This is a genomic window from Ornithinimicrobium sp. (genome assembly GCF_051004135.1).
GTDB lineage: Bacteria > Actinomycetota > Actinomycetes > Actinomycetales > Dermatophilaceae > Ornithinicoccus.
The window spans coordinates 1-16523 of the sequence record NZ_JBPCKQ010000171.1 but is presented as its reverse complement, the minus strand read 5'-3'; the positions used below and the strand labels follow the sequence as shown (position 1 = coordinate 16523).

The window sequence follows — 16523 nt, the reverse complement described above, 5'->3', positions numbered from 1 at the left end:
CGGTGAACCCGTCCCGCCCGGCGCCGCACGGCCGGCCCGCCGCGGTGAGCGAGCTGCGGGCCGACCTGCTGGCGGCCGACTACACGGTCGACCGGGTCCGGGAGGTGCTCGGTCCGCTCGCGGCTGACGCCCTGCATCGTGAGCAGGCGCTGCCGGCCGACCTGGCCACCCGAGGCAACAACGACCCGGTGGCGGCGCTGGTCCGGCTGTTCGTGCTCGGTATGCCGGTGCACCAGCGGGCCGTCGCCGTGGCCCTGCCTCGGACCGGCGCCGACGGGCTGGTCTCGCTGGGCCTGGCGCTCGAGGCTCCGGATGCCTCGACCGAGGCGGCCTGCAGGTGACGTGCGACCTGCAGGCCGCACGCCGACGAACGGCATACCTGGTGGGTCGGCACCGACACCTCCGAGCGGGCGCTGGCCTTCGCCGCGTTCACCGTCGAGCTCAACGAGGTTGAGCTGGAGCTGCGGCGCGGCTCGCTGCTGGAGCCGGTGGCCGGCGAGAAGTTCGACCTGATCGTGTCCAACCCGCCGTTCGTGATCACGCCGCGGACGCCCGACGTGCCGGTCTACGACTACCGCGACGGCGGCGTCGCCGGCGATGCGCTGGTGGCCGGGCTGGTCCGCGACATGAGCGCGCACCTGCGGCCGGGAGGGATCGCCCAGCTGCTCGGCAACTGGGAGCTGAGCGCCGGCGAGGACTGGCGTGAGCGGGTGACCGGGTGGTTGGAGGCGACCGGGTTGGACGCTTGGGTGATCCAGCGTGAGGAGCAGGACGTCGCGGAGTATGCCGAGACCTGGGCGCGCGACGCCGGTCACCGGCCGGGCACCGAGGGCTACGGCCGCTGGTATGCCGCGTGGCTGGCCGACGTCGCCGCGCGGGGAATCGAGCGGGTGGGCTTCGGCATCCTCACCCTGCAGCGTCCCGCGGAGATCCGGCCGACCTGGCGGGCGATGGAGGACGTGCGCACCCCGGTGGCCGCGCCGATGGGCCCGACTGTACTGGCGGGGCTGCGGGCGCGCAGCTGGCTGGCGATGCACACCGACGACGAGGTGCTCTCGGTCCCGCGGACCGTGGCCGACGACGTGACCGAGGAGCGGATCGGGCGGCCGGGGGCGCCGGACCCGGCCGTCATCCAGCTGCGGCAGGGCGGTGGGCTGCGCCGCGTGGTGCGGCTGGACACGCTGAGCGCAGGGCTGGTGGGCGCCTGCGACGGCGAGCTCACCGCCGCCCAGATCGTGCACGCGCTCGCCGCGCTGACCGAGACTCCCGTCGAGGGCGTGCGCGGTGCGGTCCTGCCCACCTGCGCGAGCTGGTGGCCTGTGACAGGCAATATCCCTAGCAAACGGCGGCGGCGCGCGCATTCTCACTAGCAGAACAGGTGTGAGTGAGTGCTCACTCAGTGCTGCTCTCACGGTATGTCGTCGCGCGCCCCTGCCCTGCCCCCGCACGAGCGGCGGGTTCAGCTGGAGCAGGCGGCGGTCCAGGTCCTGCTGAGCCGCGGGCTGTCGGCCACGACCAAGGAGATCGCCGCCGAGGCCGGGGTCGCCGAGGACACGATCTTCCGGGTCTTCGACAGCAAGGACGACCTCGTGCACGCCGCGCTGCACCGGGCGTGCGACCCGGAGCCGCTCTATGCCCGACTCGACGCCGTCGACATGGACCGGCCGCTGCGCCCCAGACGAAGGAGCTGGCCCCGGCGGCCCCGATGAGCGTGCCGAAGACCCGGGGGTGTCCCAGCCGGGAGATGCCCCGGGCCCGGTCGTCGGTGGCGGGCTGCTCGCTCAGGTGCGTCATCGACATACCCACAGCCTGTGGGTGAGGTGCGAGCATCGACCAGGCGCTGACGTCATCGGGTGAGGATGACAGGCGTCACGGCCTGCCGGGCTGGGGGTGGGGTCAGCCGGCGAGGTAGTCCGCGCGGGCCAGGTTGAAGCCGTGGCCGCCGTCGGTGGCCGGACAGGACACACCGGATCTCTCGCTGCGGCAGACCATCTCGCCCAGCTGCATGGCCTCGCCGTAGGCCAGCACCGCCAGCGGGGTGCCGTCGATGATCTCGGTCTCCCCGACGCCGTCGGCGGCCCACCAACCGCCCCGGTCCAGGGCCGCCTGACCCCGGATCGTCTCCGACGTGCAGCTCCACGCGGAGAACTCCCCGGCGAGCAGGGTCAGCGCATCGGCGGTCGCGGTGGTGCAGTCGCCCAGCGCGTCGGGGCTCAGATCGACCTCGGCGGGCTCGAACTCCTTCTCGACGATCTGGCAGACCACGGAGTCGAGGCGGATCACGCACTGGATGTTGCCCGAGGGCATCACGAAGCTCGCCTGGTCACCTCGACCGAGCGGTCCGCGACGTCCACCGGCGAGGAGTCGGTCGCCCCCGTGGTGCCCGGAGGCGCGGTGGTGCCCTGGGCGTCCGCGGCGGTCTCCGGTGCGGGTGCTGGCGCACCCGAGTCCTCCGAGCAGGCGGCCAGGGTCAGCGTCAGGGCCAGGGCGGTCAGCGGCGCACGGGTGCAGGTGGTCGACACGGTGGGACTCCTCGCGATCGGATCGGCCCCAGGGTAGGGCAGCGGCCTCAGGGTGTCGTTCACCCGGCGTTGGTCCTTCGATGCCCGAACGTCGGTTACGGTGTGCCCGGGGTCCGCGTCGGAGTCGCGACGAATCCGCGGCACGTGGTCACCAGCAAGGAGTCAACTCGTGGCACGCACCCTCGTCATCGTCGAGTCGCCCGCCAAGGCCAGGAAGATCGGGGAGTTCCTCGGTCGGGACTACCAGGTGGACGCCAGCGTCGGGCACATCCGCGACCTGCCCAACCCCAGCGAGCTGCCGCCCGACATGAAGAAGGGCCCCTACGGCAAGTTCGCAATCAACATCGAGGATGGCTTCGACCCCTACTACGTCGTCGACGGCGACAAGAAGAAGAAGGTCACCGAGCTCAAGCGGGCACTCAAGGACGCCGACGAGCTGCTGCTGGCCACGGACGAGGACCGCGAGGGCGAGGCGATCGCCTGGCACCTGCTCGAGGTGCTCAAGCCCAAGGTGCCGGTCAAGCGGATGGTCTTCCACGAGATCACCAAGGAGGCCATCCAGCGCGCCGCCCAGGACACCCGCGACATCGACACCCGCCTGGTCGACGCGCAGGAGACCCGCCGGGTGCTGGACCGGCTCTACGGGTATGAGGTGTCGCCGGTCCTGTGGCGCAAGGTCAAGCAGGGTCTGTCGGCCGGTCGGGTGCAGTCGGTCGCCACCCGCATGGTCGTGGAGCGTGAGCGGGAGCGGATGGCCTTCCGCTCCGCGTCCTACTGGGATGTCGAGGGCGACTTCGCGCCGAACGGCAGGGGACAGGCGTCCGACATCTTCGGTGCCCGGCTGACCGGACTGGACGGTGACAAGGTCGCCACCGGGCGCGACTTCGACGACACCGGGACGTTGAAGAGCTCCGGGGTGCGCCAGCTCGACGCCACCGGTGCCACGGTCATCGCCGAGGCCATGCCGCAGGCGCAGGTCGCCGTCCGAGAGGTGTCCGAGAAGCCCTACACCCGGCGCCCGTCGGCCCCGTTCACCACCTCGACGCTGCAGCAGGAGGCCAGCCGTAAGCTGCGGATGGGCAGCCAGAGCGCCATGCGCACCGCGCAGCGACTCTACGAGAACGGCTACATCACTTACATGCGTACCGACTCGACGACGCTGTCGAGCTCGGCGCTGAGCGCGGCTCGGGGTCAGGCCCGCGACCTGTACGGCGCCGAGTACGTGCCCGAGGCGACGCGAACCTACGGCAAGAAGTCCAAGAACGCCCAGGAGGCGCACGAGGCGATCCGCCCGGCCGGTGACTCCTTCCGCACCCCCGCCCAGGTGGCCGGGGAGCTGCGCGGTCAGGAGTACGCCCTCTATGAGCTGATCTGGAAGCGCACGGTCGCCTCCCAGATGGCCGACGCCCGCGGGTCGACCGCCAGCGTCAAGCTGGGCGCCGCCCTGCCGGAGGGCACGGGAGCCGGCGGCACGACATACCGGGATGCGGAGTTCTCGGCCTCGGGTACCGTGATCACCTTCCGCGGGTTCCTGGCCGCCTACGAGGAGGGTCGGGACGAGGAGCGGCACGTATCGCAGGAGGCCGACGCAGCGTCTTTCGGGCGGCGGCTGCCCAAGCTGTCCCAGGGCGTGGACCTGGACACGCTGCGTGCGGAGGCGCAGGGACACCAGACCAACCCACCGGCCCGCTACACCGAGGCGACCCTGGTCAAGGCGCTGGAGGAGAAGGGGATCGGCCGGCCCTCGACCTACGCCGCGACCGTGGGGACGATCCAGGACCGCGGCTATGTGCGCACCCGCGGCTCGGCGCTGATCCCGACCTGGCTGGCCTTCGCGGTCACCCGGCTGCTGGAGGAGCATTTCTCCCGGCTGGTCGACTACGACTTCACCGCCTCGATGGAGGAGGACCTCGACCGGATCTCCCGCGGTGAGGAGCAGCGGGTGGCGTGGCTGCAGCGGTTCTACTTCGGCGACGAGGCGAGCAGCGCCGAGGGTCTGCGTGACCTGGTGCAGGATCTGGGTGAGATCGACGCGCGCGGCGTCTCGACCATCGAGATCGGTGAGGGCATCGTCGTCCGCGTCGGCCGCTACGGGCCGTATGTCGAGGACACCACCGCTGAGGGCGACCCCAAGCGGGCCACGATTACCGACGACGTCGCCCCCGATGAGATGACGGCGGCCAAGGGCCGGGAGCTGCTGGAGACCGCCGCCGAGGACGGCCGGGTGCTGGGTCAGGACCCCGAGTCCGGGCGCGACATCGTGGCCAAGTCCGGGCGCTACGGGCCCTACGTGACCGAGGTGCTGCCGGAGCCGAAGGAGACGCCGGCCAAGGGAACCAAGAAGACCGCCAAGGCCAAGCCGCGCACCGGCAGCCTGTTCCAGGACATGGACCTCGCGACTATCGAGCTGGACACCGCACTCAAGCTGCTGAGCTTGCCCCGCGTGGTCGGCGCCGACCCCGAGTCCGGTGAGGACATCACCGCGCAGAACGGCCGCTACGGGCCGTACCTGAAGAAGGGCACCGACTCACGCTCGCTGGCCACCGAGGACCAGATCTTCGCGATTTCGCTGGATGAGGCCCTCGCGATCTATGCTCAGCCCAAGCAACGCGGACGCGCGGCCGCCAAGCCGCCGTTGAAGGAGCTCGGCGACGACCCGGTCAGCGGCAAGCCGGTGGTGGTCAAGGACGGCCGGTTCGGTCCCTACGTCACCGACGGTGAGACCAACGCGACGCTGCGCAAGGACGACGAGCCCGAGTCGATCACCCCCATGCGGGGCTTCGAGCTGCTGGAGGAGAAGCGGGCCAAGGGCCCGACGACCCGCAAGCGCACGACGAAGAAGCCAGCGACCAAGAAGACGACAACCAAGAAGACCACCCGCTCCACGGCGACGAAGTCCTGACCGGGATCAGGGTCCGAACGACGCCAGCGGGACGACCCCGATCCCGTCCCGGCGTCGGTCACCGAGCCGGCCAGGTTGATCTCGATGGCAACGAAGCGACGGTCATCCCGCTCGACGATCAGGTCGATCTCGTGATTCCCATTGCGGTCACGCAGGTGGTGAACTCTGGACTCGGCGGCTTGTGCCGCCACTCGCACGCACAGCGTGGCCAGCGACTCGAACAGCGCTCCGACCAAACCCGTCGGAGCAGGTCGCAATGTTGCCCCCCGCCCCGACAGCAGCGCATCGCTGGGGACGCCGAGCAGACGCGCCGCCAAGGCCGGGTCGGCGAGGTGGTGCTTGGGCGCCTGCTGTAGGCGACCCAGCTCATTCCTCGCGGCCGTCCATCCAGGGACAGGATCGAGAGGCCACAGCCGTTGCAGAACCTCGCGGTATGCCCCGACGGTGCTGCGAGCAGGCTTGTCGGCCTCGCCCGGAGCCGACGCTCCCCAATCACCTCATAGCTGGCGCTCGAAGCGGTCGCGGCCGCGTATGCCGTGAGCCAGGCGCGTAGCGAGGTCGGCTTGCGCACCGTCTGACCCTGGTCGGGGAAGTCGCGATCCACGATGCGCTCGAGGTAGCCGTCCAAGGCCATTCTCCTGGCTCGTCCCGGGAGGTCGCGGATACCAGGAAGGCCGGAGGCCAGAATCTCTTCGACGTAGTCCGGGAGTTCGACGGTGGACTGACCCTCGATCTCCCGGTGGTCCCCGCGCAGCAAGCCCCGGAGCGAGACCGTCGGCGTGCCGACGCCCCGCTCCGCCAAGGTCAGCGGCCGCATACGTAGGGAGACGATGCGGCCCGCGCCGGAATGGATGGCCGCACCGGGCGGCGGTGTCGCGGACCCGGTCAGCAGGAAGCGCCCCGGGTGGCGGTCCGCGTCCACAGCTCGACGGACGGCGTCCCACACAGGGGGGTGGCGCTGCCACTCGTCCACCAACACGGGAGGTTGACCGGACACGAGACGCCGAGGATCGGCCATGAGCAACTGGCGCTCGACGGGGTCATCCAGCGCCAGCACCGTGCCTGCTCGACGCCTGGCGGTCTCGGTCTTCCCCACTGCTTTCGCCCCCTCGAGGGCGCTGGCGGCCAGTCCCGGGAGCAGTTCGTCGAGCTCGCCGTCGACGGTCCGCGTCAGGTAGGGGAGGAACCACATGCGCAGCAGAACTCGACTTCGCCCACTGGTCACCGCAAGCGCTCGTCGTCGTCGCCGGACTCGCGGCGTGCGGATCGGACGCGCCGGAGGTCCAGGCCCCTCCTGAGGCCGAGTCGCCCTCGACCACTGAGGAGACAGCGGAGGAGACGACGGCGGAGGAGAGCACGACCGAGGAGCCCACCGAGGAAGAGGGGTCCGCGGGCTCGGCCCCTGAGGGCACCACGCCGCCCGGCACCGAGCTCACATTCGGTGAGCAGGCGACGATGGAGTGGTCCTATGCCGAGGAGACCGCGTTGCTCAAGGTTACCGTGACCTCGATCGAGAAGGGCGATCCGGCCGACCTCGACGTGCTCGACCTGGGCGAGCATGGCGACGGCACGGAGGGCAGAGCCTGAGCATCATCGGCGACTTCCCGCCGTGCGACACCAGCGACTTCGGTGAGTCCTTCGGTCCCGGTGAGAAGGTGACCACGTGCGTCCCCTACCTTGCCGGTGGCGCGTCGGTGGTGGAGAGTGCGAGGTTCTCGCCGTTCGAGGGCCCCTACGAACTGTTGGACGGGCAGCCACTCGTCTGGAACCCGTGAGCCCGGACAGCGAGGGCGGCATGACCAGGCCCGTAGGATCGGGGTATGGCACGGACTGATCCGGCTGAGCCGCTGGACGACACGGACCAGCGGCTCGTGCGGCTGCTGGCCCTGGACGGCCGGATGTCCAATGCGATGCTGGCCCGCGAGGCCGGGGTCGCGGAGTCGACCTGCCTGGTCCGGGTGCGCTCGTTGCGGGAGCGCGGGGTCATCCGGGGCATCCACGCCGAAATTGACCCCGAGGCTGTGGGGAGACCAGTCCAGGCGATGATCGCCGTCCGGTTCGGCGGCCACCGTCGTCAGCACTTCGAGGCGTTCCGTGACGAGGTGCCGCACCTGCCCGGGGTCCTCGCGGCCTACCACGTGGCCGGCGCCACCGACTACCTCGTGCACGTGGCTGCGGAGTCGGCCGACGGGCTGCGCGACTTCGTGCTGGACCATCTGACCAACCGGCCCGGCGTGCTGCACGCCGAGACCTCCCTGATCTTCGAGTCATTGCGGGGTCACGGCACGCTGACTTGACCCTCACGCGACGTGAGGGCCCACCGTGGTGTCCGTGATCGAGACAGAGCAGGAGACACAGGTGCTCACCGTCGGCCAGGTCGCTGCGGAGCTCGGCGTCACGGTGCGCACGCTGCACCACTACGACGAGATCGGGTTGCTGGTCCCCGTCGAGCGCAGCTACGCCGGATACCGCCTCTACACCGAGGCGGACCTGGAGCGGCTGCAGCACATCGTGGTCTACCGCCGGCTGGGGTTCGCCCTCGACGAGGTGGCCACGCTGCTGCAGCAGCCCGACGACGTCGTGACGCACCTGCGTCGCCAGCGTGACTCGGTCATGGCCCGGATGGACCAGCTCGGCGAGCTGGTCGCATCGATCGACACCGCATTGGAGGCACAGATGACTGGATACCAGATCACCAAGGACGAGCAGCGCGAGCTGTTCGGCGACGCGTTCGACGACGACTACGCCGCCGAGGCGGAGCAGCGCTGGGGTGAGACCGACGCCTGGGCACAGTCCCAGCAGCGCACTCAGCGCTACAGCAAGGAGCAGTGGCAGCAGATCAAGGCCGAGACCGACATGCTCAGCTCGCGCTTCATCGACCTGATGCAGACCGGCACCGCACCGGAGGGCACACAGGCCATGCGGGTCGCCGAGGACCATCGCCAGCACATCTGCCGCTGGTTCTACGACTGCTCGCCCCAGATGCACGCCGGCATCGCCGAGCTCTACGTCACCGACGACCGCTTCGCCAAGAGCTTCGAGGACCAGGCCGCGGGACTGGCGCGCTACGCGCACGACGCGGTCGTGGCCAACGCGGCTCGGCTGGAGGACTGAGGAACCAGCGGGGTATGCCGTGCGCTCACCTCGAGCGTGCGGCATACCTGCGTGCGGGGTGCGGGGTGCGGGGTGCAGTGGCCAGGTGGCCGGACTTGTCAGGGGGCTGGCCTAGGCTCCTGACATGCTCAGCGCCCCGGTCACACCCCACGCTGTGGGTGCGGGGGTCTTCGTGGCCTTCGAGGGTGGTGACGGTGCCGGGAAGTCGACGCAGGCGCGGCTGCTGGGCGACTGGGTGGGCGAGCAGGGCCGGGAGGTGGTGCTGACCCGCGAGCCCGGGGGCACCGAGCTCGGCCGGACCGTGCGGGACGTGGTCCTGCACGGCGACCACGTGACCCCCCGTGCGGAGGCGCTGCTCTTCGCCGCGGACCGGGCCCACCATGTGGCGAGCCTGGTCCGCCCAGCCCTGGACCGGGGTGCAGTGGTGCTCACCGACCGCTACGTGGACTCCTCGATCGCCTACCAGGGGGCGGCTCGAGAGCTCGCGTGCGCTGAGATCCGAGACCTGTCGCTGTGGGCCACGCAGGGCCTGCTGCCGCACCTGACCGTGCTCCTGGACGTGGCCCCCAAGCAGGGGCGGGCGCGTCGCGGCGACGTGCACGACCGGCTGGAGCGCGAGGGCGAGGACTTCCACGACCGGGTCCGCCGCGGCTTCCTCGACCTCGCGGCCGCCGACCCCAGCCGCTACCTCGTGCTCGACGGCGACAAGCCGCCGGAGGAGCTGCACGAGGCGGTGGTGGACCGCTTCCGGCGGCTCGACCAGGCGCGGGCGTCGTGAGCGTCTTCGACGAGCTGATCGGGCAGGAGCGGGTCGTGGCCACCCTGCGGCGGGCGGCGTCGGACCCGGCGGCGATGACGCACTCCTGGCTGTTCACGGGTCCCCCCGGCTCGGGCCGGTCGGTGGCCGCGCGCGCCTTCGCCGCCGCCCTGCAGTGCGAGCAGTCCCAGAGCCCGGGGTGCGGGCAGTGCCCGGCCTGTCACACCGTCCTGATCGGCAGCCACCCGGATGTCACGGTGGTAGCCACCAACGAGACCTTCCTGCGGGTCGACCGGGCCCGGGAACTGGCGTTGGCCGCGGCCACCCGACCTGCGGCGGGGCGGTGGCGGATCCTGATCGTCGAGGACGCGGACCGCCTCAACGAGCAGGCCGCCGACGCCCTGCTCAAGACCCTCGAGGAGCCCCCGCCGCGCACGGTGTGGCTGCTGAGCGCCCCCACCCTCGACGACCTCATCGTCACCGTGCGCAGCCGGTGCCGCCATGTGCGCCTGGGCACCCCGCCGGTGCAGGCCGTGGCCGAGCTGCTGATCCGCCGCGACGGCATCGAGGCCTCGATGGCCCACTACGCCGCACGGGCCGCGCAGAGTCACGTGGGGATCGCCAAGCGGCTGGCCACCGACGAGGCCGCGCGGTCCCGCCGCCGCCGGGTGACCGGCATACCGCTGAGCCTGACCTCCCTCGGTGCTGCGTTGGCCGCGGCGGCCGAGATCGTGGAGGAGGCGTCCGACGGGGCGAGCGCGGCCTCGGGTGAGGACGCCGCGCAGGCCCGGGCCGAGGTGCTGCGGCAGCTGGGCGCCGACCCCGCCGCGCGCACCCAGCCCCCGGCGGTGCGGGCGCACCTCAGGCAGCTCGACGAGGAGCACAAGCGGGTCGCCCGGAGACGTCAGCACGACACCATCGACGCTGCGCTGACGGATCTGGCGTCCGTCTACCGCGACGCGCTCGTGCTCGGCTCGGGGGCCGATGTCGAGGCGGTCAACGCCGGCGAGCTGGAGCAGGTGCGCCAGCTGGCCCGGGCACTCGGCCCGGAGGAGCTGTTGCTGGCGCTGGAGTCGATCACCCTGGCCCGGGGGCGCCTGGTCGCCAACGGGGCGCCGCTGCTGGTGATCGAGGCGATGATGATTGGGTTGACGTTGCCGCGAGCCCGTTCCGGAGCGCGCGGATGACCGAGCGAAGGGACGGCGCGGTGCGCACACGGCGACAGCCACGGGGAGCAGGTGGCGGGATGACGCGACGAGCAGGCCTGGCCACGCTCACGGCGGTGGGGGTGCTGCTGGCCTCGTGCACGGGCGGCGCTCCGGACACGGAGACACCGGACGCGCAGGCCTCAGCGCAGGACCCCGGCTCGACCGGTGACCCGCAGGAGTCAAGCTCTGCAGCGCCGTCGACCCAGGCCGGTGCCGGCGCACCCGGGGGGCTGGAGGAGCTCTACGGCCAGCAGATCGACTGGAGCGACTGCACAGGGGGGGAGTGCGCGACCCTGCGCGTGCCGATCGACTACGCCGATCCCGCAGGCGGCACCATCGACCTGGCGCTGCTGCGGGTGCCCGCCGAGGGCGACCGGATCGGCAGTCTGGTGGTCAACCCAGGCGGACCGGGCGCCTCGGGAGTGGACTATGCGGAGGCGGTCGGCTTCATCGTGTCGCCGGAGGTCGCGGAGGCCTATGACGTGGTCGGCTTCGACCCGCGGGGGGTGGCCCGGTCGGCGCCGATCGAGTGCTTCAGCGACGCCGAGATGGACGAGCTGCTCGGCTCGGACCCCAGCCCGGACGACGACGCGGAGGAGGCCGAGAGCGAGGAGCTGCTCGAGGACTTTGCCGATGCCTGCGGTCAGGCGGCACCCGATCTGCTCGGCCACGTGTCGACCGTCGAGGTGGCCAAGGACATGGACGTCCTGCGTGCGGCCCTTGGCGAGGATCAGCTGGACTACCTCGGCGCCTCCTACGGCACCTACATCGGCACGACATACGCCGCGCTCTTCCCTGACCGCGTCGGCCGGTTCGTCCTCGACGGGGCCCTCGATCCGACCCTGTCCAACCTGGAGATCGGCCTCGGGCAGGCCGGCGGCTTCGAGCAGGCCACCCGGTCCTATGTGCAGAGCTGCATCGAGGAGGGCAACTGCCCGCTCGGTGACGACGTCGACGCCGGGATGCAGCGGCTGACCGACTTCCTCGACGAGCTCGACGCCGACCCCATCAGCGTCAGCGGCGACACTGTCACCGAGCTCACCGAGGGCTGGGCCCTGCTCGGGATCGTGGTGGCGATGTATGACCAGTCCGCCTGGCCGATCCTGACCGAAGCCCTGGAGCGGGCCTTCGACGGCGACGGCTCCAGCCTGATGTTCCTGGCCAACATCTACGCCGACCGCTCGGCCGAGGGCGACTACAGCGGCAACGGCAACCAGGCGATCTATGCCGTCAACTGTTTGGACCGTCCCGCCATGGAGCAGGAGCGCACCGACGAGGAGGTCCAGGAGGAGTTCGAGGAGGTGGCGCCCACCTTCGGTCGCTACCTCGCGGGCGAGGGCGCCTGCGAGTACTGGCCCGTCGAGGCCTCGCAGACCATCGAGGACTACTCCGCTGCCGGTGCCGCTCCCATCGTGGTGATCGGGACCACCGGCGACCCGGCCACCCCGTATGAGTGGGCGGAGCAGCTCGCCGACATCCTGGACTCCGGGGTGCTCATCTCCTACGAAGGGGAGGGGCACACGGCATACGGCCGGTCCAACGGCTGCGTCGACGACGCCGTCGACGCCTACCTGCTGGAGGGCACGGTGCCCGAGGACGGCCTCAGCTGCTGATCCCGCGCTGTGAGCACGGCGGGGAGTACGGAGCCGAAGCGGGCTGGAGGCGATTCGGCCGCGCGGCTGAGCGTCGGCTATCCTCCCTGCGCACCCTTTCGTGGTGCACGCCGCCTTAGCTCAGTCGGTAGAGCGATTCACTCGTAATGAATAGGTCGCCGGTTCGATTCCGGCAGGCGGCTCCAGCATGGGGCCAATCTCGGGGGTACCGCTGCATGGGGTGCAGATGGTGGTGGCTCGGGCGTTCGGTCAAACCTGCACAATCCGCACCGTCCTGGGCAAACGCCCCGGATATGCGGATTGTGCCGTGCGGTTCAGTCGGTGACGACCTTGAGCAGGAAGGAGCCGTTGCCGTCCTCGTCGAGGGTGGTGGAGACACCCACAGCGGCCAGCTTCTCCAGCGCGTCCCGGTCATCGCCGTCCACCTCGCTGAGGTAGAGCTCCTCGAAGGCGTTGAGGTCGACGTACATGACGGACTGTGCCTCGTCGGCATCGGGGACCGCGCGGTCGAAGAGGTCACTGCCCCCCAGCCCGTCGCTCTCGGCGAGCTCGTCGACATACTCCTGCGACGCGGCGATCGACAGGACGCCATCGTCGGAGCGGTACTGGACCACATCCTGACCGCCCTCCATGCCCTCGGCGCTGAGGATCATCTCCATCAATGCCTCCGCACGCTCGGTGTCGGTGTGCGCGCGGTAGCCGAGCGGCGCCTGGTCGGCGCCCCTGTCGATCGCGTCGACGACTCCGGCCCCCGCGGAGAGTGTCATCGAGTCGCCCACCAAGACCTTGAGGTCCGCCGGCAGCTCGAAGCCCTCAGCCGCCGCCTCCTCCTGAGCCGAGGCCACCTCCTCGGGGGCGATCGCGGACACCTGCTCCCAGAGCAGGTCGACGATCTGGTCGCCGTGCTCCAGGCTGAACACCGCCACGGTGTCCTCCGGCAGGTCGCCCACCAGGTGTGCGGTGTCGGAGATCTCCAGACCCTGCAACGGGGTGTCGCGGGTGTTGGCGGCCAGCTCGATGCCGTCGTCGCCGAAGCGCAGCGTCATCGCGGCCCGGCCCTCGGACAGCGAGCCGAAGTCGGACCCGAGGTAGAGGTTGTCCATCGTGGAGCCCATCTCGCCGAGGTCGGACTCCATCGCCTGCTGGCTGAGCTGGCTCATGGCGGCCAGGTCGACCCACCCCGACATCAGTCCCTGGTCACCCAGGGCCTCCAGATCCTCCACAAAGTAGTCCTGCTCGGCCAGGTTGCCGCCCTCGAGGCCGGACTCGGCCGCCTTGACCTGCTCAGCCGTGGTGATCACGACATAGTCGCTGTGGAAGAACCACGCCGCCTCGTCCTGCTCGATGCGCTCCAGGGCGCTCTGCGCCGCGTCCTCGTCCTTGACCTGCACAGCGACCAGCACCGTGGGCTCGGCGCTCTCGCCGTCGTCCAGCACGCCGACGCCGACCCGATCGCCCAGCCAGGGCTCGACGTCCTCCTCGTAGTCCAGTGCGTTGAGCAGCCCCTCGTCCTCCTCGGTCAGCAGGTCGAAGATCTCGCGCTTGAGGTCGCCGTCCCGCAGCGCCTCCATCTCCTCGGTCTCGATGCCGGACAGAAAGTCCAGGGCGGCGATCTTCTGACCGGCCGCGGGATCGATGTCGATCTGCAGGTATGCCGCGGTGTCGGCCGGCATGGCGCTGGCCGGGCGGTCCCCACCACCTCCCATCACCTGCGCGACGGCGAAGGCGCCGCCCCCGATGATCAGCGCCATCACGGCGCCGATCGCGATGGGCACCCCCATCCGTGTCCCCGAGGAGCTGGGCTCGTCGGGGGTGAACGTCGTCGGCTCTGCTGTGCTCATGGTGGAGCCCCCTTCGTGGTTCCGGCGCGGATCGCCGGAAATCACGCTTCCGACGTTACCAATACTCGGCGCCGATCCATAGGGGGAACTTTCGTGACCGGATCGAGACCTTCGGTTCCGGGCGGGGCGCGATGAATCAGTGCGGTCCGGGCCAGCGCTTGGTGCTCACACCCTCACGCTGGGCCCGCTCGACCGCCTCGGTATAACACTGCTCGGCCTCTGCCCGGTCTCCCCAGTGGGACGCCTCGACGGTCTTGTCCGGCTCCAGAGCCTTGTAGACCTCGAAGAAGTGCTGGATCTCCAGCCGGAAGTGGTCACTGACGTGGTCCAGCTCGCGGATGTGCCCCTTGCGCGGGTCGTCGGCGGGCACACAGATGACCTTCGCGTCACCCCCTGCCTCGTCCCGCATGTGGAACACCCCGATGGGACGTGCGGCCACCAGGCAGCCCGGCCAGGTCGGCTCGTCGAGCAGCACCATCGCGTCCAGCGGGTCGCCGTCCTCGCCGAGGGTGTCCTCGATGTAGCCGTAGTCGGCCGGGTAGCGGGTCGAGGTGAACAGCATCCGGTCCAGCCGGATGCGCCCGGTGGCGTGGTCGACCTCGTACTTGTTGCGGCTGCCCTGAGGGATCTCGATGGTCACGTCGAACTGCATCTCGGCACTGTCCTTCACGCTGGTGGTGGTTGGCTCCTCGCAGCCTGTCACATCCACGCCAGGGTGCGCCGTCGTAGGGTGAGCAGATGCTGACCGCGCCCCGTGGCCGCCGCGGCTGGACCGCGCTCGTGGTCACGCTGCTGGCCCTCGGCGCCCTGGTGGCCGCCCCGAGCCAGGCGCAGGACAGCCGCCCGGACAGTGCCCCGGGCAGCTCGGTGCCCGAGAGTGTGGTCGCGGCCCAGGCGGCCGTGCGGCCGCGCCCGGTGACCTCGCTCGACCCGGTCGGGATCCCGGTCCAGCGAGGGCTGGCACCCGATTCCGCTGCCCTGCGTGCGGCGGTGCGCGAGGAGTGGGCCTCGCGCTGGCTGGGTGCCCCCAGCACCCGCTCCATGACGGTGCGTGACGTCACCACGGGGGAGCACCTGATGAATCTGCGCGCCGACGACCCGCTCACCCCTGCCTCGACGGTCAAGCTGCTCACCGCCGCGGCGGTCATGAGCGCCCTGGACCCGGCCAGCACCTTCCCGACCACCGTCGTCGCCGGCAACCGGCCGGGGGACCTCGTGCTCGTGGCCGGAGGCGACCTGCTGCTCAGCCCTGGCCGTGGCAACCCGGAGACGGTGGTGGGGCGGGCAGGCCTGGCCGACCTCGCGGCGCAGACCAAGGCAGCGCTGGCGGACTCGTCCCGGTCCGGTCCGGTCCGACTGCTGCTCGACACGCGGTATGCCGCGGGCTCCGACGTCGCTCCCGGCTGGACGGACTTCTGGGTCGCCAACGGCTACGCCGGACGGGTCACCATGCTCGGACTCGCTCAGGACCGGGCACTACCCGGTGCCCCGTCCCCGGCCGACCCGCCGCAGGTGGCGGCGCAGGCCTTCGCCGAGGCACTGCGCCGGGCGGGTGTCCCGGTCACGTCCGGCCCGGTCAAGCGCACCGAGAGCACCGACACCGCCGGGGCGCAGGTGCTCGGCCGGGTCGAGTCGGCGCCCCTGCGCGATGTGCTCTCGCTGGCCCTCGCGACCAGCGACAACGCGATGGTCGAGCAGCTGGCCCGGCAGGCCGCCGTCCGGGACGGAGTCGGCTCGGGCCAGGGGGTCGTCAACTCCTGGGTGCTGGAGCGGCTGGAGCAGGACTACGGCATCGACACCCGCGGGGCACGGCTGGCCGACACCTCAGGCCTGTCCGACGGCAGCGCCGTGCCGGTGCGGGTCGTCGCCGACACGCTGGTCGCGGGTGCCCAGGGGCGGCATCCGGCATACCAGTCGGTGCTCGGAGGGCTGCCGATCGCCGGCTACACCGGCACCTTGGACGACCGGTTCGTCCAGGACCGGGCTGCCGCCGGGGTGGGGGTGGTCCGGGCCAAGACCGGGTCGCTGCCCCAGGTCAGCGCGCTGGCGGGGACGATCGTGACGCGCGACGACCGGCTGCTGGTCTTCGCGGTGACGGCGGGCGGGCTGGGGCCGGACGGGGCGGTGCTGGAGGCCCGGGCCGACCTGGACGCCCTCGTCGCCGACCTGGCCGCCTGCGGCTGCTGAGCCCGCGGGTTACGTTTGACCGCATGAGTGCCGACCCGATCTCCTCCGCACCGCTCGCGCCGTCGCCGGCCCGGGGCCGTGACTTCGTCGACTGGGACTTCGCTGCCCGGGCTGCGCGCCGGATGGCGCCCGCGGGACCGACGACCGACCCCGGTGAGGTCGCGGAGCTGGTCCAAGAGCTGCGGGATGCCGCTGCCAGGTCGGTCGGGCCGGTCGCCGGCACCAGCCGGCTCAGTGCCCCCCAGGACGCCTCGGCGCCGCTGGTCGTGGACCGCGCCGGCTGGATTCAGGCCAACACCCGCTCCCTGGAGGGCATGATCGGGCCCGTGCCCGAAGACGTCCCCGAAAGACCACGCAAACTTCCGCGGGCCACAGAAGA

The 16523-nt window shown here is 71.1% G+C and carries 15 protein-coding genes, 1 tRNA gene and 3 pseudogenes; 13 read left to right on the top strand and 6 right to left on the bottom strand.

The window, feature by feature from the left end:
* The first annotated feature begins 2 nt into the window (after positions 1-2).
* The 3 genes and pseudogenes from ACR2FV_RS11680 (at position 3) to ACR2FV_RS11670 (ending at position 1709) form a co-directional block, all read left to right on the top strand.
* The gene (locus ACR2FV_RS11680; RefSeq protein WP_434015867.1) at positions 3-341 is read left to right on the top strand and encodes a DUF7059 domain-containing protein; all 339 of its coding nucleotides are present in this window, start codon (positions 3-5) and stop codon (positions 339-341) included.
* A gap of 57 nt (positions 342-398) precedes the next feature.
* Positions 399-1370, top strand: a pseudogene (locus ACR2FV_RS11675) (methyltransferase); the annotation flags it as partial.
* A gap of 45 nt (positions 1371-1415) precedes the next feature.
* Positions 1416-1709, top strand: coding sequence for a helix-turn-helix domain-containing protein (locus ACR2FV_RS11670; protein WP_434015866.1), 294 nt, complete (start codon positions 1416-1418; stop codon positions 1707-1709).
* 187 nt (positions 1710-1896) lie between these two features.
* Here ACR2FV_RS11670 and ACR2FV_RS11665 read toward each other — a convergent pair whose 3' ends face one another.
* Entirely contained in the window at positions 1897-2283 is a 387-nt protein-coding gene (locus ACR2FV_RS11665) for a hypothetical protein (protein WP_434015865.1), read from the bottom strand.
* A gap of 23 nt (positions 2284-2306) precedes the next feature.
* Positions 2307-2522, bottom strand: a complete 216-nt coding sequence (locus tag ACR2FV_RS11660; RefSeq protein WP_434015864.1) for a hypothetical protein — start codon at positions 2520-2522, stop codon at positions 2307-2309.
* 169 nt (positions 2523-2691) lie between these two features.
* Between ACR2FV_RS11660 and topA the strand changes: the two genes are divergently transcribed.
* The gene (topA, locus tag ACR2FV_RS11655; RefSeq protein WP_434015863.1) at positions 2692-5424 is read left to right on the top strand and encodes a type I DNA topoisomerase; all 2733 of its coding nucleotides are present in this window, start codon (positions 2692-2694) and stop codon (positions 5422-5424) included.
* A gap of 137 nt (positions 5425-5561) precedes the next feature.
* Here topA and ACR2FV_RS11650 read toward each other — a convergent pair.
* A pseudogene (locus ACR2FV_RS11650) lies at positions 5562-5837 on the bottom strand (DUF4143 domain-containing protein); the annotation flags it as partial.
* Between the two features lie 440 nt (positions 5838-6277).
* A pseudogene (locus ACR2FV_RS11645) lies at positions 6278-6616 on the bottom strand (AAA family ATPase); the annotation flags it as partial.
* Between the two features lie 263 nt (positions 6617-6879).
* Here ACR2FV_RS11645 and ACR2FV_RS11640 point away from each other — a divergent pair.
* From ACR2FV_RS11640 to ACR2FV_RS11610, 7 genes are all read left to right on the top strand, one after another.
* Positions 6880-7011, top strand: coding sequence for a hypothetical protein (locus tag ACR2FV_RS11640; RefSeq protein ID WP_434015862.1), 132 nt, complete (start codon positions 6880-6882; stop codon positions 7009-7011).
* A gap of 233 nt (positions 7012-7244) precedes the next feature.
* Positions 7245-7721 (top strand): Lrp/AsnC family transcriptional regulator, encoded by a 477-nt coding sequence (locus tag ACR2FV_RS11635; protein ID WP_434015861.1) that lies wholly within the window; start codon positions 7245-7247, stop codon positions 7719-7721.
* Positions 7722-7755: 34 nt separating this feature from the next.
* On the top strand, positions 7756-8538 hold the full coding sequence (locus ACR2FV_RS11630; protein ID WP_434015860.1) for a MerR family transcriptional regulator: 783 nt from the start codon (positions 7756-7758) through the stop codon (positions 8536-8538).
* 124 nt (positions 8539-8662) lie between these two features.
* Positions 8663-9316, top strand: coding sequence for a dTMP kinase (tmk, locus tag ACR2FV_RS11625; protein ID WP_434015859.1), 654 nt, complete (start codon positions 8663-8665; stop codon positions 9314-9316).
* Complete coding sequence (locus ACR2FV_RS11620; RefSeq protein ID WP_434015858.1) at positions 9313-10482, top strand: DNA polymerase III subunit delta'; 1170 nt, start codon at positions 9313-9315, stop codon at positions 10480-10482. Before tmk ends, ACR2FV_RS11620 begins: the two co-directional genes overlap by 4 nt.
* Before the next feature lie 59 nt (positions 10483-10541).
* On the top strand, positions 10542-12116 hold the full coding sequence (locus tag ACR2FV_RS11615; RefSeq protein ID WP_434015857.1) for an alpha/beta hydrolase: 1575 nt from the start codon (positions 10542-10544) through the stop codon (positions 12114-12116).
* Between the two features lie 109 nt (positions 12117-12225).
* Positions 12226-12301, top strand: a tRNA-Thr gene (locus ACR2FV_RS11610).
* Positions 12302-12430: 129 nt separating this feature from the next.
* Here the strand turns inward: ACR2FV_RS11610 and ACR2FV_RS11605 are convergent.
* The gene (locus tag ACR2FV_RS11605; RefSeq protein ID WP_434015856.1) at positions 12431-13957 is read right to left on the bottom strand and encodes a DUF3352 domain-containing protein; all 1527 of its coding nucleotides are present in this window, start codon (positions 13955-13957) and stop codon (positions 12431-12433) included.
* 136 nt (positions 13958-14093) lie between these two features.
* A complete protein-coding gene (locus ACR2FV_RS11600; protein ID WP_434015855.1) occupies positions 14094-14609 on the bottom strand; it encodes an inorganic diphosphatase in 516 nt (171 codons plus the stop codon).
* 86 nt (positions 14610-14695) lie between these two features.
* Between ACR2FV_RS11600 and ACR2FV_RS11595 the strand changes: the two genes are divergently transcribed.
* Both ACR2FV_RS11595 and ACR2FV_RS11590 read left to right on the top strand, forming a co-directional pair.
* Complete coding sequence (locus ACR2FV_RS11595) at positions 14696-16144, top strand: D-alanyl-D-alanine carboxypeptidase/D-alanyl-D-alanine-endopeptidase (RefSeq protein ID WP_434015854.1); 1449 nt, start codon at positions 14696-14698, stop codon at positions 16142-16144.
* Positions 16145-16167: 23 nt separating this feature from the next.
* A partial coding sequence (locus tag ACR2FV_RS11590) for a zinc-dependent metalloprotease (protein ID WP_434015853.1) occupies positions 16168-16523 on the top strand: 356 nt, incomplete at its 3' end.

Excerpts from the sequence above, each read along its gene's own strand:
- ACR2FV_RS11670 (WP_434015866.1), top strand. The coding sequence starts at position 1,416 with ATGTCGTCGCGCGCCCCTGCCCTGCCCCCGCACGAGCGGCGGGTTCAG.
- ACR2FV_RS11640 (WP_434015862.1), top strand. The coding sequence starts at position 6,880 with ATGGAGTGGTCCTATGCCGAGGAGACCGCGTTGCTCAAGGTTACCGTG.
- ACR2FV_RS11635 (WP_434015861.1), top strand. The coding sequence starts at position 7,245 with ATGGCACGGACTGATCCGGCTGAGCCGCTGGACGACACGGACCAGCGG.
- tmk (WP_434015859.1), top strand. The coding sequence starts at position 8,663 with ATGCTCAGCGCCCCGGTCACACCCCACGCTGTGGGTGCGGGGGTCTTC.
- ACR2FV_RS11615 (WP_434015857.1), top strand. The coding sequence starts at position 10,542 with ATGACGCGACGAGCAGGCCTGGCCACGCTCACGGCGGTGGGGGTGCTG.
- ACR2FV_RS11605 (WP_434015856.1), bottom strand. The coding sequence starts at position 13,957 with ATGAGCACAGCAGAGCCGACGACGTTCACCCCCGACGAGCCCAGCTCC.
- ACR2FV_RS11600 (WP_434015855.1), bottom strand. The coding sequence starts at position 14,609 with ATGCAGTTCGACGTGACCATCGAGATCCCTCAGGGCAGCCGCAACAAG.
- ACR2FV_RS11595 (WP_434015854.1), top strand. The coding sequence starts at position 14,696 with ATGCTGACCGCGCCCCGTGGCCGCCGCGGCTGGACCGCGCTCGTGGTC.